This is a genomic window from Chloroflexota bacterium, from assembly GCA_018829775.1.
Taxonomy (GTDB): domain Bacteria; phylum Chloroflexota; class Dehalococcoidia; order Dehalococcoidales; family RBG-16-60-22; genus E44-bin89.
The window spans coordinates 1-15,058 of the sequence record JAHJTL010000079.1 but is presented as its reverse complement, the minus strand read 5'-3'; the positions used below and the strand labels follow the sequence as shown (position 1 = coordinate 15,058).

Sequence of the window (15,058 nt, the reverse complement as noted above, 5' to 3'; positions counted from 1 at the left end):
GTGTTTCCGCCTTCACGCCCATCTCTGGCAGAAGGGGCTTCGGTATCGGCGGTGGGACGGCCTCTACCGTGAATGTTACCTCATCGGTGTTGGTACCATCGCTGATGGATATCGCATGCTCTCCAGCCTTGGCCGATGGAACCTTTAGAACGGCGACAAATATGCCACTGGCATCAGCAACAACCGTGTCCAGAATCTCATCGCCAAACTCGATAGTAACCATTCCGCTGGCGGCAAATCCGGCACCGGTGATTATAAGGTCGGAGCCGACTTTGCCACTGGCGGCGCTAACGTTTATCGCCGTAGCTGATGGTGAAGGTGTCGGGGTCGGCGTTGGTTGCGTTGGTTCCGGTACCGTTATGGTGAATTTGGCCGTGTCCAGATTCCCATCGTCGTCCTCCGCTTCCACATCGTAAATACCCTTATCAAGCTCGGGCACGGTAAAGGTAGCATCAAAGCTACCGTCGGAACTGGTGGTGTCCGTGACCACTCCTTCAGCATCGAAATATACGACCACGTCACTCCTCCGCCCAAAGCCGGCGCCGTTTACTATAACTTCAGCGCCCGCCTCCCCCGAAGTCGGGTCGAGGACTATCTCCGTTTCAACGGTGAACTCGGCCTCGGCCTCGCTGCCGCCCACGGTAACCTTTATGGTGTGGGTACCGGCGATACTTTCCGGGATAAGGATGGTGCTGACAAACTCACCAGCACTATCCGTCTCATCATCGCCGCTCTCAATCTCTATCTCATTATCGTCATAGAAAACGGTGATTCCTTCATCAGCCATAAAGTCCTCGCCGGTAATTTCAACCTCACTGCCCACCGGTCCTTCCTCGGGGTCAATAGTGATATCACCGCCGATGACGGTAAACTCAGCCACCGCCCGGATTGTCTTAACGACGTTATAAGGCGGCGTTAAAGTATAGTAGCATACGTATGCATAGTAGGTGCCGGAGACCACATCCGCGGTATCATCGCCATCGTTCAGTTCCGCCGGGACAGTGAATGCTTCGTTGAATTCACCATCGAAATTTAGCCATATACCGTCCCTGACCACTTCATAGATGGTGACTTTGGCGTCAATGACATCAATAGTCGAGGCCTTCTGACTCGAAAAGTAAATGATGATATATCTATCGGTAGACTCGGTACTCTTATTGAAACCTTCCCCCACCACAGTAACCGTACTACCGACGGTTCCCTCTTCGGGGTCCAGCTCAATGGAGCGGGTCTGTGCAGTCACCGGTACCGCCATGACCAGCAAGGCCATAACCACAATTAAAACTATTAACCTCAGCATGTGCACACTCTTCATTCCGTTGCCTCCAATTTAATTTAAGCTTGGCTATGATTCGCTGTAAGCGGTTCTCCTTCCCAGCCAGAAGGCCAGAAAACCAATTATTATGGCGCCAAAGGCTATCAGTATATAAAGTGCCCAGTTGGGCAGCGCCAGGTAGAAGCCCACGGTAAATGAACCGGGCGTTGACCATTCACTCTCATTACCGGCATCATCAACGGCTCTTACTCTCCAGTAATAGGGGGCGTTTTTCTTTACCGCTGCCAGTTTCTCTTCTTCCATTACGGTGTATTCGGACTCGGTCAGCCCTTCTTTTTCCAGTACCAGTTTAGTGAAATCTTTAGTCGCGGCAACCTGAAGCTGATATGTAACAGGTAGACTCAAGCTCGTAACATCCTCCCAGTCAAAATATGCCTGGGCTTCTGCTTCACCGCCGTTTTCCGGCGACAGCAGTACCGGCGCCGGTGGTGCCAGCACCAAAAACGACCGAGGGGCTGACCACTCGCTCTCATTTGCCGCCCCGTCAGTCGCCTTTACCCGCCAGTAATAGGGTGAGTCCTCGGTCACTGCTGCCAGTGCCATTTCATCGCTCAGCGTATATTCAGATTCGGCCAGCGTTTTCTCCATAACCACGAAGGCAAAATCACCATCGGACGCTATTTGTAATTGATAGCGCAACGGTAAACTCGGGTCGTCAACATCTGCCCAGTCGAAATAAGTTGCTGCCTTCGTCTCGTTTCCGTCACCTGGCAATAACGGTGCCGGGACCGGAGGCGCTTCCGACTCAATTTCAAAGACAAGCTGCCTGATATTAACGCCATCACTTACGCTGATGGTGTGTTCTCCATGCTGGCTCGCCGGCACCTTGAAAACAATCTGAAACGACCCGCTGCTATCAGCGGCTATAGTTGCCACTGCCACGCCGTCAAATTCAATACCTATCTCCCCGTTGGCTTCAAAGCCGGTACCGCTGACGGTAAGCTCGCTGCCAACGCTGGCCGTTTTCTGGTCAATACTGGCGCCGGCGGTGATAGTAAACTCGTATTTGGCCGTGTTTTTTTCTTCATCCTTAACCCTAACGTCGTAAGTGCCCGGAGGTGCCAGCGGTACATTGAAGGAGGCAAGCCTAAAAGTGCCGGATTCATCCGTCTTGGCATAGGCAACTTCATCGTACTGGAAGAAAACAGACACGTCGCTTTTTGAAGCAAAGCCGTTGCCGTTGACCTTCATGATACTCCCCACCGCTCCTGTAACCGGATTAATAGTAATCCACGGTATCACTTCAAACTCAACTTCGTAGTAATTATCTTTAGCATTCGCCGCTATAATATCATGCGTTCCGGCGGTGCTGTCCGGGACATTGAAGCTGTAACTGAATTCCCCGGTGGATGATGCCGTCAGTGTACCGAGTATTTTATTATCATAATATACAGACACCACCTTATTGGCGTAAAAACCTTCTCCGTCCACGACCAGCTTGCTGCCTACCGAACCCGATTCAATGCTCAGGCTGATTTCAGGCTCCAGAACGGTAAAGGTGTTTGTTGCCAGTGTTGAGCCCCATTCAGCCCTCGCCCTGATAGTATGCTTTCCAGGCCCGGCATCTTCCGGTATATTGAAATCACGCTGGAAACTGCCTGTTTGCGGGACAACTATCGGGCTGGCACTGATTTCCTTATCGTCGAAAAAGATATAGATTTCGTCCCCCTTAAAAGAATCGAAGTTCTCTCCTGAAATGGTAACCGTGGTTCCCATCGCGCCAGAGTCCGGTGATAGCTCAAGCAGTGGCGCCGCCATAGCCGGTGTGCCTGTTAATCCCACCAGCCACCAGGCAAGTAAAATAACCACCACCGCAATGCGGAAAATCCTACTGTACTTCATTGGCCAAACAAACTCCTCTTTGCCAGAGTTCCCTTTCCGCTCTCCTTCACTTTATCAGCCTCTTTCGGGCACCGCGCTTCGGAACATAGGTTCCGGCAAAATTGTCCAGAATATCCCCGCTAATCAGCCACGTATTATGAATCTTAACCGCCGGTATATCTCCCTGTCGGCACAACCGCTTCACCGTCTCAGGATGAATCTTGAGACGCCGGCCGGCCTCTATTACATTATAATAATTATCAAAAGGTGCCATGATATTAAATATTACTTTGTCAAAACAATTATAATACAAACAAAAATTTTTTGTCAACCCTCAAGCTATTTTTTCGTCTAGATATCCCTGCAGGATGAGCGCGGCGGCCATGGCGTCGTCCCTGACTTTGCCTCTTTTCCTGGTCATTTTCATGAGCTTCTGTGCTGATACGGTGGTCAAGCGTTCATCCCGGAACTCAATGGGTACTTCCGTATGTTTGCTTAATTCCCGAACGAAATCCTGTACTTTCTCCGCCTGCGGACCGATGCTGCCGTTCATGGAAATCGGCAGACCAGCAACAACCACTCCCACCTGATTCTGTTCGATGATGGATAGAATAGCGTTGACGGCTGACTGCTCGTCGGTGCGGTCGATAATGGTGAGCGGGCTGGCCAGAATACCCTGGGGGTCGCTCATTGCCACCCCGACCCACCGGTCACCAATATCGAGACCCAAATTTCGTGTTGTTGTCACCCCGGCCCTACGAACCCTCTCGAATCAGGCTTTTAGCCTCTCGAAGGGCTTCATCCAGTTTATCTTTGTACTTGCCACCGGCCTGAGCCAGATTTGGCTTGCCACCACCGCCGCCGCCAGCCACCTTGGCCACCTCACGTACGATTTTGCCGGCATCATAACCCCGCGAGACAAGGTCCGGAGTTGCCGCCGCCAGAAATATCGGCCTCCCCTCAGAGACAGTGCCCAGCACCAGAATGACGCTCTTTAGCTTATCCCGGATAAGGTCGGCCATCTCCCGCAGTATCTCTATCCGCGATGAGGGCACCCGCGCCACGAGCACTTTAATTCCTTTTATCTCCTCAGCCTGGTTGAGCAGGGACTCGACTCTCATTCTGGCCAGTTCTCTCTCCAGCGCCTGCCTGCTTCTTCGCTCGGTATCACACTCGGCGACAATAGTAACTACCTTTGACTCGACCTCGTCGGGCAGAATATGAAGTGAACGGGCAATATGCTCCAGACTGGCAAAACGCCGAGCGACAAATGCCTCCGCTCCACTTCCCGTAACCGCCTCAATGCGGCGCAGCCCGGCACCGATGCTGCTCTCACCGATAATCTGGAAGAACCCTATCTCCCCGGTCGAGTTAATGTGGGTGCCACCGCATAGCTCCGAGCTGATGGGCGGCTCACCAATGCGCAGCACCCGAACCGTGTCGCCGTATTTCTCGTCGAACAGAGCGATGGCGCCTTCGGATATCGCCTGCTTGTAGGGCACTTCCTCATCGTAGACTCGCAGGTTCTGGCGGATTTTCTCGTTGACCAGATGCTGCACCGACTCTATCTCTTCTCTCAGCATGGCATTCAAATGCGAGAAATCAAAGCGGAACTGGTCCGGCGCCACCAGCGAGCCCCTCTGCTGGACATGCTCGCCCAGGACGCTCCGTAGCGCGTGCTGCAGCAGGTGCGTAGCGGTATGGTTGCGGGCTATATCCAGACGCCTGGCTTCATCAACCTCGGCCTCCACTTCATCACCCACCGCCAGGGTGCCATCGGCAACCTTGCCCTGATGGACAATGATATCGAGCGGAATCCTGATGGTATCGGCAACAGTAAACTGCCCGGACACGCTGCGAATCTGACCGGCATCGCCCACCTGCCCACCCATCTCCCCGTAGAACGGCGTCGTTTCCAGAATTAGGTTTACACTCTGGCCTTTTTCCACGGTGTCCACGGTACTGCCATCAACCAGCAAATCTATAATTACGGACTTGTGTTTTAAATCATGGTAGCCGACAAACGGCGTGGCCTCGTAGGAACGAGATAAAGAAGCCAGCTCCGACGCCGCTTTCTTGCCGGAGGTAGTTAGTTCGGCCTTGCGGGCTCTTTCCCGCTGCTTTTCCATCTCCTGTTCAAAACCAGCTTCATCCACGGTAACGTCACGCTCATGAGCAACCTCCCGCGTAAGCTCCACCGGAAAACCGTAGGTATCATAGAGCTTGAAAGCCTGTTTCCCCGAAATTTCCTTTTCTCCCCGGCCAGCAAGTTCACCCAGTATGCCGTCAAGCAATTCCAGACCAGCATTGAGGGTGCCGCTGAACCTCGCTTCCTCAATCCCAATCAGCTTGATGATGAATTCTTCTCTCTGTTTTATCTCCGGGTAAATGTACCCCATATGCTCGATTGTTGCTCTGGCTATTTCGGTCAGGAACGGCTTGTCCAGTCCCAATCTCCGGCCGAAGAGGGCTGCCCGGCGCAGCAGGCGTCGCAGGACATACCCCCTCCCCTCGTTGCTGGGGATAACGCCATCGCCGATGAGGAAGGTGATGCCGCGTCCGTGCTCGGCAACCACCCTCATGGCAACGTCGGTTTCTTTATCGACGCCGTACTTTTTCCCACACAACGCCGCCACACGGTCCAGGAGCGGGGTAAACAACTCGGTCTGGTAAACCGATGTCTTGCCGGTGACGGCCGCAATCGTTCTCTCCAGCCCCATGCCGGTGTCAATGTTGGGTTTGGGCAGCGGGGTTCGGTTCCCGCCTTCGTCCTGATTGTACTGGGTGAAGACCAGGTTCCAGATTTCGGAGAATCGATCGCACTCGCAGTTTGGCTTGCAGTCAGGTTTGCCGCAGCCAACTTCCTCACCGAAGTCATAGTGCAGTTCACTGCACGGCCCGCACGGCCCCGTGTCACCCGCCGGACCCCAGAAGTTATCCTTCTCACCGAATCTCAGGATTCTTTCCCCTGGCACGCCAACGTCCTTCCAGTACTGGAAGGACTCGTCATCATCAAGGTAGATGGTCGCCCAGAGTCGTTCCGGGGGCAGCTTAAGCCACTCGGTAACGAACTCCCAGGCCCAGGCGATGGCCTCTTTCTTGAAGTAGTCGCCGATGCTGAAGTTACCCAGCATCTCGAAAAAGGTGAGGTGGCTGGCATCGCCGACCGACTCAATATCAGTCATGCGAAAACATTTCTGGCACGAAGCAAGACGGGGGTTGGACGGAATGGCTTTGCCCAAATAGTAGTCTTTGAATTGCACCATGCCGGCGCTGGTGAAGAGAAGGGTGGGGTCTCCGTGCGGGATGAGGGAGTCACTGGGGATGATAGCATGCCCCTTCTCGACGAAAAAATTCAAATAAGCATCTCTCAATTCATCGCTGGTCATCGATATCTCCACGTAATAACCGAACGAACGGTCGATTATTTGATTTTAGGCGTAAGACGTTGTAGCTGTCAAACGAAGGTTACGTTGCACGTACCGCTGCCCGCTGGCACAGTTCGGCAATTAATATGTTGATGGCAAGCTCCGCGTCATATCTTCCCGTTTTAATCGCCAGGTCAGTCTCCAGAAGCTTGTGATATACTTCCTTCAATCGTGGCAGTGTATACCGGCTTGCCTGCTCCAGGGTTCGTCGCAATATAAATGGTGAAGCTATTTCCAGCCGACCCATAATCTCTGCCTCTGCCCGGCGCTGATTTTTCAATTCTTTTACCCGGACAATGAGTCGTGCCTGCCTGGTCAACATAACCAGAAGATATGCCGGAGATGCCCCCTTTTGCAGCAACTGCTCCGCCAGCTTTTCCGCCATACCTCCCCTGAACTCAAGAATGGCATCGGCCAGATTAAAGACACTGGCCTCATGAACGTAACTCACCACCCGCCTGACATCATCGGCTTCAATCTGCCCGCCACCGGTAAATAGTATCAGCTTGTCAATCTCACTGGCTATTATCCAGAGATTGCTGCCCACATAATCTGTTAACATGGTAACCGCCTGCGGTGATATGCTGCCACCGTTGCCCGCCACACGGTTCTGTACCCACTGAATTAATTGCTCTTTTTTCAGCAACGGAAATGACTTCACCTTCGCTTTTGCTGAGAGCGCGCTGAACAAAGGATTTTTACTGCTTATCTTCCCATCCACCAGCACCACCACGGTACTGTCAGGCACGGTAACCAGATAGTCGGCCAGCGGCTGGTACTCATTCTGCCGGTTCGATGTACTGGCGGCCTTTTTACGCCGTCCCGACCTGGCTCTGGATTCAAAGCGCTCCAGCAGACCATGAATAATAAGCAGTCGTTTCTCGGCGAGAAAGGGCATCGCCTCAGCCACGGCCCTGAGCTGGCCAATGGTCGCCTGCGGCGCGTCGATTACGGTGGTATTGGTGACCAGAGCAGTCTCATCACCGATGGTGCTTTTTATCTCATCCAGCACTTGTTGACGGGAAAAATCGTCTTCTCCGTACAGTATGTAGAGCAAAGGGCCATTCCTCCGGCGTGATTTGCCTCTCCATTCTACCACAACCAAACTGCCGGTTGTTTATTACCTGGAATTGTAAAAACCCTATTGAGAAATTGTGCAGCAAAGAGTAGACTTTATATCAGTTACACGATATTCGGTCGATATTGCTTAAGTTAAGAGGTGCACCAATGTCAGAGAGACCTGATGAACTGAAAAAACTGTCCGAAATCGCTGCCGATATGAAACTGCCCGCTGACCTGAGGCGAAAGGCCATCGAACAGCTGGGAGTTATTTGCACCCATGATGCCCTGCTCGCCCTGCTGGACATTGCCGCTAATGAGAACCTGATGACCAAAGAACGGGAGCTCGCCCTGAAGCAGGCCAGAGAGGTGATTAAAAAGACGAGCCCGCAGTAATCAAACCTCGACCTCCTGAGGTGCGTTTGGACTGATGAGCATTGACGTTGGCATCATCGGGCCGGGTAAAAGTGGCAAAACCGCTATCTTTAGTGCCCTGACCGGAAGTAAGGCTGAGGCCGGAAGCTTTGCCAGCGATGGTCTCGCCGCTCACATTGGCGTAGCCAAAGTCCCCGAGCCACGCCTGCAGACGCTGGCCGATATGTTGCAGCCCAAACGCGTGGTCCCCGCCGAGGTACGTTACATCGACGTCGGTGCTTCCGTGAAGAGCCTGGCGACCGCTAAAGGGATTGGCGGCGAACTGCTCAGCCAGCTCAGCAATGCCGATGCGCTGATTAACGTGGTACGGGCCTTTGCCAACGATAGCGTACCCCACCCCGAAGGCAGCCTTGACGCAGAGCGCGACATCGCCACCATGAATATAGAACTCATTTTTTCCGACCTGGCCATCATCGAACGGAGGCTGGAGAGAATAGAGGATTCTCTGAAAGGGGCCAAACCACCGGAGCGCCAGGCCATCCTTCACGAGCAGGAGACCCTGCTGAAGTTCAAGGCGGAACTGGAAAAAGACGTACCCATACGGGCGCTATCACTTGCCGCAGGGGATGCTCGGCTGCTCGCCGGCTATCAGTTCCTCACCGCCAAACCTTTGCTCATCGTGGTCAATATCGGAGAGGAACAACTGTCTGAGACCACCAGCCTTGAAGTCGAGTTGAACTCCCGCCATACACAGGAGAAGTCTCGTATCATCGCCCTGTGCGGCAAACTGGAAATGGAGTTCGGCCAGCTTGATGAACAAGCTGCCTCCGAGTTCCGCGCTGATTTCGGCCTGACCGAATCAGGGCTCGACCGTGTTATCAAGCAGTCCTACGAGCTGCTGGGACTGGTCTCGTTTTTCTCCACCGCCCACGGTGAGGTGAAAGCCTGGTCCATTCCAAACGGCACCAGCGCGGTGAAAGCCGCCGGCAAAATTCACACCGACATGGAACGGGGGTTCATCAGGGCCGAGGTCATCAGCTTCGACGACCTGGTCAAGTGCGGCAATCTAGCCGAAGGGCGCAAACACGGACTGCTCAGACTTGAGGGAAAAGAGTATGTCGTTCAGGATGGCGATGTTATCACCTTTCTGTTCAACGTGTAGAGGTATTATCGGACATTCTTAAATTGTGGGTGCCAGCCCGGCGAACGATAAGCTGTAGACCATCCTGCCCCACCACCATCACCACCTCCCCGACATCAATATCGCCATCGATTGATTTTGCACCCCAGAGCTCGCCCTTTATCATGACCTGGCCTTCCGGATGCAGCGGGCTTTTTGCCTTACCTTTGCTGCCCTCCATGGTGGGCAGGCCCACCAGCGTTTGCCGCTTTATAATGTGGGTGACAAATATGAAGTCGGCCACGGCGAATACCGCCCAGAAGGTCATGACCGCAATCAGCACCCACAGCGGTACCTGAATGTCAAATTCCGGAAGCAACCAGCGCCAGACAGCATAGAAAGCGGCCTCCACCGCCAGGGTGCTGACAATCGCCAGTACTAATCTTGCCGTGGTCATCTTTTCGTCCTATTACCTGTTTACTAATTATAGCAGGAGGGAGAGGGTGAAGATAATATATTCTTTTCCAGTCACAATTACTTGAACTTATGTTCTATGTCAAATTGTGCTGTTTGGTATATAGGGAATGCGCTTGATGAATGCACTTTCAGTGGACTGCTTTACGAAACTGAAGAATTGCCTTAAGCACTTTAAGGATGATATATCTCCACGACATTGGGAACTTATTTTTCGGTAATTATCCCCTAAAGACAAGTAATATATTTAATGATAAATAATACTATATAGTACTAAAGTACTATTTACTAACTTGGCAAATCAATCCATACTAATAACGTATCACGATGGAAGGGAGGACTGTGGGTATTGAATCCTATAGTTGTCCCTTCTACTTCTTTTCGAACCTTTCTCGAAGGTAGTCAATGTACATAATGTTGTCTTTTGATGCTTTCCGTATTAAATGTGAACAACTATCCGGCTTACAGGCTATAACAAGTTTGAATTTACTAATACTGTCAAGATACTCTACCAAGCAAGCCATATCACCATCGCCTGTAACTATTACTGCCTTGTCATAATTGTAATACTGAATCATTGCGTGTAGTACTAATTCGGCATCACAGTCCCCCTTTACGCTCCCATCGGGTAGTTTAAGCAAAGGTTTATGTATCAATTTGTAACCATAGCTACTCAGATGGTTGTAGAGCGCCGCTTGCTGCAGTGAATAGCCAATAAAATAATAAGCCTGAGCTACCCTATGCCTTCTTGTTAGATATTCTCTAAACAACTGCCAATCGATTGACCATCCTAAATACTTGGTTGACAGGTGTAGATTTGTACCATCGATAAAAGCATAGTTTCTCATATTATGAGGCGATTATACCATTAAAATAGGTGGTGTCAAGTTAGATATGGCAGGTAGTGTATCAATTTGAAATGGGGAGCATAAGTGATAGAATGATGGGGATATGGAATGGATATATCTAGCTGGTAGCGTTGCAAGCCTTATTTCCGTGCTTGCTGTGGTATTGGGCTTGGCTAGGAGACGACAGGCAATTACAGAGAAGGGGTTTAAGATGCTCTTTTCTCTACTGGTAGTAATTGGTCTTGTGGGTATTGGTGTAATCACAATGATTCTCAGTACTGATGATGCAATGCGAAATTTTGGCGGAGGCATTGCCCTAATTGGCACATGTGTTCTTTGTATTATTGCTGTAATGGTCGTCTATTATAGCGGTGAGGAAAATAGGACGAAATAATTTCTTAATCAGCTAGAGAAACAACATCTTCCAGTGTCCAGATATGGTTATTTACTCCCGCTGCCCATATAGCCACCAACCACAACCGAGCAGAACCAGACTGGCATAGGTATTGACAAAATTTTCGATTAATGGTATTATTACCTTTTGACTATGCCTCTGAGGGTTTTACCCTATCATATGTTTCCTTTCATTAAAGGCATTATTGCCACATGCCTCAGTTATTGAAGTAAAAGATTAGGAATTTTGTGTCTTTTTTAAGGAGCAGGTATACGTATGGTTTCTATTCTACCAGCCAGTGAGCAAACTATTCACCCCGTTCCCAAAAAATCTTACGCCAAACTACCACAAATCATAGATGTCCCCAACCTGATTAAAGTCCAGCTAGACTCCTTCCAGCGCTTCCAGGAAAACGGCCTCAAGCATCTTCTCCGGGAAATTTCGCCCATCAAAACGCTGACCAGCAGCAAGCTGGAACTCAGTTTCATCGGCTACGAGTTCCGCGAACCGCGCCAAGGCCATTCCGAGGCAGAGTGCCGCGACCGCAATTTAACTTTTTCCGCGCCTCTCTATGTCAGGGTACAGCTGCTGATAAAAGAGACCGGTGAGATAAAGGAGCAGGACCTCTTCCTGGGCGACATACCGCTGATGACGGCCAAAGGCACCTTTATCACCAGCGGTGCGGAAAGAGTCGTGGTGAGCCAGTTACTGCGCTCCCCCGGCGTCTACTTCACCGTTGAAGAAGACGTCTCCTCAGGACGTGAACTCTGCTCTGCCAAACTGATTCCCACCCGGGGCGCCTGGCTGGAGTTCGAGACCAGCAACCGTAACATTCTGTCCGCCAAGATAGATGGCAAGCGGAAAATCCCCATCACTACCCTGCTCCGCGCCATCGGATATGGCAACGATGAGCAGTTGCTGAATCTTTTCTCCAGCGATGATAACATCCCCGAGCATCAGTATATCTCCACCACCATTGAACGCGACCCGCTCATCAAGGACCAAGCAGAAGCCCTGCTTGATATCTACCGCAAAGTCAGACCGGGAGAGCTACCGAACCTGGAGAACGCCAAGAAGCTTATCCAGAACCTGTTCTTCGATTCACTACGGTATGACCTGGGTGCCGTTGGGCGCTACAAGCTCAACAAGCGACTCGGCCAGTTCCGCATCGCTGCGGAAAAAATATTAAATGGCATTGAGACACTGGAGTTGCCCTTCGAAACGGCAGAATTTGTTTCCCAATTACGTCAGGCCGGAGAGCGAAACGACCGCGAGGTTATCAGGATATTCAAAGACCTCAAATCGGCACTGGCCAACAAGCTTGACCATCAAGAAGAACTGCTCCAGTTTTATACTACGCTCGAGGAGACACTCAGACAACTGGAAGAGCGTGCTCTGACCAGAGACGACATCGTTGAGATTGTCCGACACCTCATACTTATCAATAACGGCTTAGATTACGGCGATGACATCGACCACCTCGGCAACCGGCGCGTACGCACGGTCGGTGAGCTGATGCAGACCCAGTTTCACGTCGGCCTGCTGCGACTCGCCCAGTCAGTCCGGGAGCGTATGAGCATTATCGGCATGGAGGCGATAACCCCCAGCGCGCTGGTTAATATCCGCCCCGTGGTGGCGGCAGTCAGAGAGTTCTTCAGCAGCTCGCAGCTTTCACAGTTTATGGACCAGACCAATCCGCTGGCCGAGATAACGCACAAGCGCCGCCTTTCGGCAATGGGACCCGGTGGCCTCTCACGCGAGCGCGCCGGCTTTGATGTCCGCGACGTTCACTTTTCGCACTACGGTCGGATTTGCCCCATTGAGACGCCGGAAGGCCCGAATATCGGCCTCATTGGTTCGCTGGCTACCTACAGTAGAATCAATGAGTACGGTTTTATCGAGACACCCTACCGTAAGGTTATCAACAAGATGAATAGCACCGATGAGCGGCTGGTCGGCAGGATAGTCAAAGAGGGGGTTGTCGATAGCAAAGGAAATAAGATAGTCAGGGCAAAGACTACCGTGACCCCCGCAATTGCCTCCAAGCTGGCCAAGCTCTCGGATACCAGAATTAAAGTGGAACCCTTTGTTTCCGATGAGATTATATTTCTGTCTGCCGATGAGGAGGAGGAATTTACCATAGCTCAGGCAAATGCCCGCCTTGATGAAAACAACCGGTTCCTGGAGGAAAAGATCGAAGCCAGGCGAGGCAACCACTACCTGATGGACACGGCGGACAACATAGCCCTGATGGACGTTTCACCCAAGCAAATCGTCAGCGTGGCCACGGCACTGATTCCCTTCCTCGAGCATAATGACGCTAACCGAGCTTTAATGGGTGCCAACATGCAGCGACAGGCGGTACCCCTGCTCTCCCCCGAGTCGCCCCTGGTGGCTACGGGCATGGAGATAGAAGCCGCCCGACACAGCGGCCAGGTTATCTTCGCCCGAAATGCCGGGGTTGTTACCGAAATCGGTAGCGTCAACGATGCCGGTGCCGAAGCCAAATATCGCATTGTTATCACCACGGATAACGGTCGCAAAGACGAATATGGACTGATGAAATTTCTCCGTACCAATCAGGGGACCTGCATCAACCAGCGCCCTCTGGTAAATAAAGGTGACCGCGTTGAAGCCGGCCAGGTAATCGCCGATAGCTCAGCTACTGAAGATGGCGAACTGGCCCTCGGCCAGAATGTGCTCTGCGCCTTTATGAGCTGGGAAGGCTACAATTTTGAAGACGCTATTATCATCAGCCGCCGCCTCGTGGAAAATGACAAGTTCACCTCAATTCATATTGCCAAGCATGAGATAGAAGCCCGTGATACCAAACTGGGCCCGGAAGAAATCACCCGGGACATCCCCAACGTTGGCGAAGAGAGCCTTCGCGAGCTCGATGAGAACGGCATCATCCGCATCGGTGCCGAGGTAGGACCCGATGATACACTGGTCGGTAAGATAACTCCCCGCGGCGAGACGGAACTTTCTGCCGAGGAGAAACTACTGCGGGCGATTTTCGGTGAGAAGGCCCGCGATGTGAAAGATACCTCGCTGCGCGTTCCACACGGCGAATGGGGCAAGGTTATCAATGTGAGAATATATTCCCGCAGGGATAGCGGTGATGACCTGCCCGCCGGGGTCAATGAGTGGGTTCAGGTATGGATTGCCCAAAAACGAAAGGTCTCCGTAGGTGATAAGCTGGCCGGACGTCACGGCAATAAGGGTGTTATTGCCCTCATTGCCCCCAAAGAGAATATGCCCTTCCTGCCCGACGGCACGCCGGTTGATATCATCCTCGACCCGATTGGTGTCCCGTCCCGGATGAACATCGGCCAGGTTCTGGAGACCCATCTCGGCTGGGCAGCCCAGACATTGGGCTTCAGAGTGCTCACACCGGTCTTTGATGGTGCTAATGATATGGCAATCGAGGATGCCCTAGCGAGAGCCTGGATCGCCCATAGAGCAGCCGCGGTTGATTACTCACCGGAAAGAAAGCAGTCAGCAATTCAGCTGGATATGGCCAAGGCATGGGTTGGCAGCCGCGGATATGATGGCGACCAGGTCTATAACGAGGATTATCCCGGAAAAGCAAGAGAAATCTGCCTGCGCATCTGGCTGGAAGAGCTTGGCATACCAAGCCGTGAATTGAGCATGCATGAGTTAATGGAGGCTGTGAAGAAGGCTAATCGAGAAGGCAAGGCTACTCCTCCTACATTCGGCAAGGTAGTTTTGCGGGACGGACGAACTGGTGAGCCGTTTGACCAGCCGGTAACGGTAGGCAATATCTATATGATGAAGCTCATCCACCTGGTTGAGGATAAGGTTCATTCTCGCTCTACTGGCCCATACTCTCTGATCACGCAGCAGCCTCTGGGCGGTAAGGCCCAGTTCGGCGGCCAGCGCTTCGGTGAAATGGAGGTATGGGCGCTGGAGGCCTATGGCTCGGCACATAACCTCCAGGAAATGCTGACCATAAAGTCGGATGACGTCACCGGGCGAGCTAAAGCCTATGAAGCGATTATCAAAGGAGAGGATATCCTCCAGCCTGGAGTACCGGAGTCATTCAAGGTTCTGGTCAAAGAACTGCAGAGTCTGGGGCTTGCCCTCGAGGTAATCAATGAGAGAGAAGCAGGCATAACCGCAGCTGAAGAAGCAATTGAAGAGGCCCCCAAGCTGGAAGCCGAGTCAACTGCAATTGAAGAG

General features: G+C 52.1%; 12 protein-coding genes. 4 read left to right on the top strand and 8 right to left on the bottom strand.

Going from position 1 to position 15,058, the window contains the following annotated elements:
* The 6 genes from KKD83_08020 to holA form a co-directional block, all read right to left on the bottom strand.
* Window positions 1–1,315 (bottom strand): IPT/TIG domain-containing protein (locus tag KKD83_08020; GenBank protein MBU2536090.1); only part of this gene is annotated, 1,315 nt, incomplete at its 3' end.
* A 30-nt stretch (window positions 1,316–1,345) separates the two neighbouring features.
* Window positions 1,346–3,178, bottom strand: coding sequence for an IPT/TIG domain-containing protein (locus KKD83_08015; protein MBU2536089.1), 1,833 nt, complete (start codon window positions 3,176–3,178; stop codon window positions 1,346–1,348).
* A gap of 46 nt (window positions 3,179–3,224) precedes the next feature.
* Window positions 3,225–3,431, bottom strand: coding sequence for a helix-turn-helix domain-containing protein (locus tag KKD83_08010; GenBank protein MBU2536088.1), 207 nt, complete (start codon window positions 3,429–3,431; stop codon window positions 3,225–3,227).
* 60 nt (window positions 3,432–3,491) lie between these two features.
* On the bottom strand, window positions 3,492–3,875 hold the full coding sequence (ruvX, locus tag KKD83_08005; protein MBU2536087.1) for a Holliday junction resolvase RuvX: 384 nt from the start codon (window positions 3,873–3,875) through the stop codon (window positions 3,492–3,494).
* 37 nt (window positions 3,876–3,912) lie between these two features.
* Window positions 3,913–6,546: an alanine--tRNA ligase gene (gene alaS / locus KKD83_08000; protein MBU2536086.1), complete on the bottom strand. Its 2,634-nt coding sequence runs from the start codon at window positions 6,544–6,546 to the stop codon at window positions 3,913–3,915.
* A 79-nt stretch (window positions 6,547–6,625) separates the two neighbouring features.
* A complete protein-coding gene (holA, locus tag KKD83_07995) occupies window positions 6,626–7,642 on the bottom strand; it encodes a DNA polymerase III subunit delta (protein MBU2536085.1) in 1,017 nt (338 codons plus the stop codon).
* A gap of 170 nt (window positions 7,643–7,812) precedes the next feature.
* Between holA and KKD83_07990 the strand changes: the two genes are divergently transcribed.
* On the top strand, window positions 7,813–8,040 hold the full coding sequence (locus KKD83_07990) for a hypothetical protein (GenBank protein ID MBU2536084.1): 228 nt from the start codon (window positions 7,813–7,815) through the stop codon (window positions 8,038–8,040).
* 34 nt (window positions 8,041–8,074) lie between these two features.
* A complete protein-coding gene (gene ychF / locus KKD83_07985) occupies window positions 8,075–9,181 on the top strand; it encodes a redox-regulated ATPase YchF (GenBank protein MBU2536083.1) in 1,107 nt (368 codons plus the stop codon).
* On the opposite strand, the gene KKD83_07980 is transcribed toward ychF, so the two are convergent.
* Both KKD83_07980 and KKD83_07975 read right to left on the bottom strand, forming a co-directional pair.
* Complete coding sequence (locus KKD83_07980; GenBank protein MBU2536082.1) at window positions 9,171–9,596, bottom strand: hypothetical protein; 426 nt, start codon at window positions 9,594–9,596, stop codon at window positions 9,171–9,173. The genes ychF and KKD83_07980 overlap by 11 nt on opposite strands.
* A gap of 388 nt (window positions 9,597–9,984) precedes the next feature.
* A complete protein-coding gene (locus tag KKD83_07975; protein ID MBU2536081.1) occupies window positions 9,985–10,461 on the bottom strand; it encodes an NYN domain-containing protein in 477 nt (158 codons plus the stop codon).
* Window positions 10,462–10,564: 103 nt separating this feature from the next.
* Here KKD83_07975 and KKD83_07970 point away from each other — a divergent pair, with 103 nt between their 5' ends.
* Together KKD83_07970 and KKD83_07965 are read left to right on the top strand one after the other, a co-directional pair.
* Entirely contained in the window at window positions 10,565–10,855 is a 291-nt protein-coding gene (locus KKD83_07970; protein MBU2536080.1) for a hypothetical protein, read from the top strand.
* Window positions 10,856–11,131: 276 nt separating this feature from the next.
* On the top strand, window positions 11,132–15,058 hold a 3,927-nt coding region (locus KKD83_07965), incomplete at its 3' end, for a DNA-directed RNA polymerase subunit beta (protein MBU2536079.1).

What these genes read in the sequence shown, in the direction of transcription:
- KKD83_07990 (MBU2536084.1), top strand. Translation starts at nt 7,813, where the DNA reads ATGTCAGAGAGACCTGATGAACTGAAAAAACTGTCCGAAATCGCTGCC.
- KKD83_07970 (MBU2536080.1), top strand. Translation starts at nt 10,565, where the DNA reads ATGGAATGGATATATCTAGCTGGTAGCGTTGCAAGCCTTATTTCCGTG.
- KKD83_08015 (MBU2536089.1), bottom strand. Translation starts at nt 3,178, where the DNA reads ATGAAGTACAGTAGGATTTTCCGCATTGCGGTGGTGGTTATTTTACTT.
- KKD83_07975 (MBU2536081.1), bottom strand. Translation starts at nt 10,461, where the DNA reads ATGAGAAACTATGCTTTTATCGATGGTACAAATCTACACCTGTCAACC.
- KKD83_08010 (MBU2536088.1), bottom strand. Translation starts at nt 3,431, where the DNA reads ATGGCACCTTTTGATAATTATTATAATGTAATAGAGGCCGGCCGGCGT.
- alaS (MBU2536086.1), bottom strand. Translation starts at nt 6,546, where the DNA reads ATGACCAGCGATGAATTGAGAGATGCTTATTTGAATTTTTTCGTCGAG.
- ychF (MBU2536083.1), top strand. Translation starts at nt 8,075, where the DNA reads ATGAGCATTGACGTTGGCATCATCGGGCCGGGTAAAAGTGGCAAAACC.
- KKD83_07980 (MBU2536082.1), bottom strand. Translation starts at nt 9,596, where the DNA reads ATGACCACGGCAAGATTAGTACTGGCGATTGTCAGCACCCTGGCGGTG.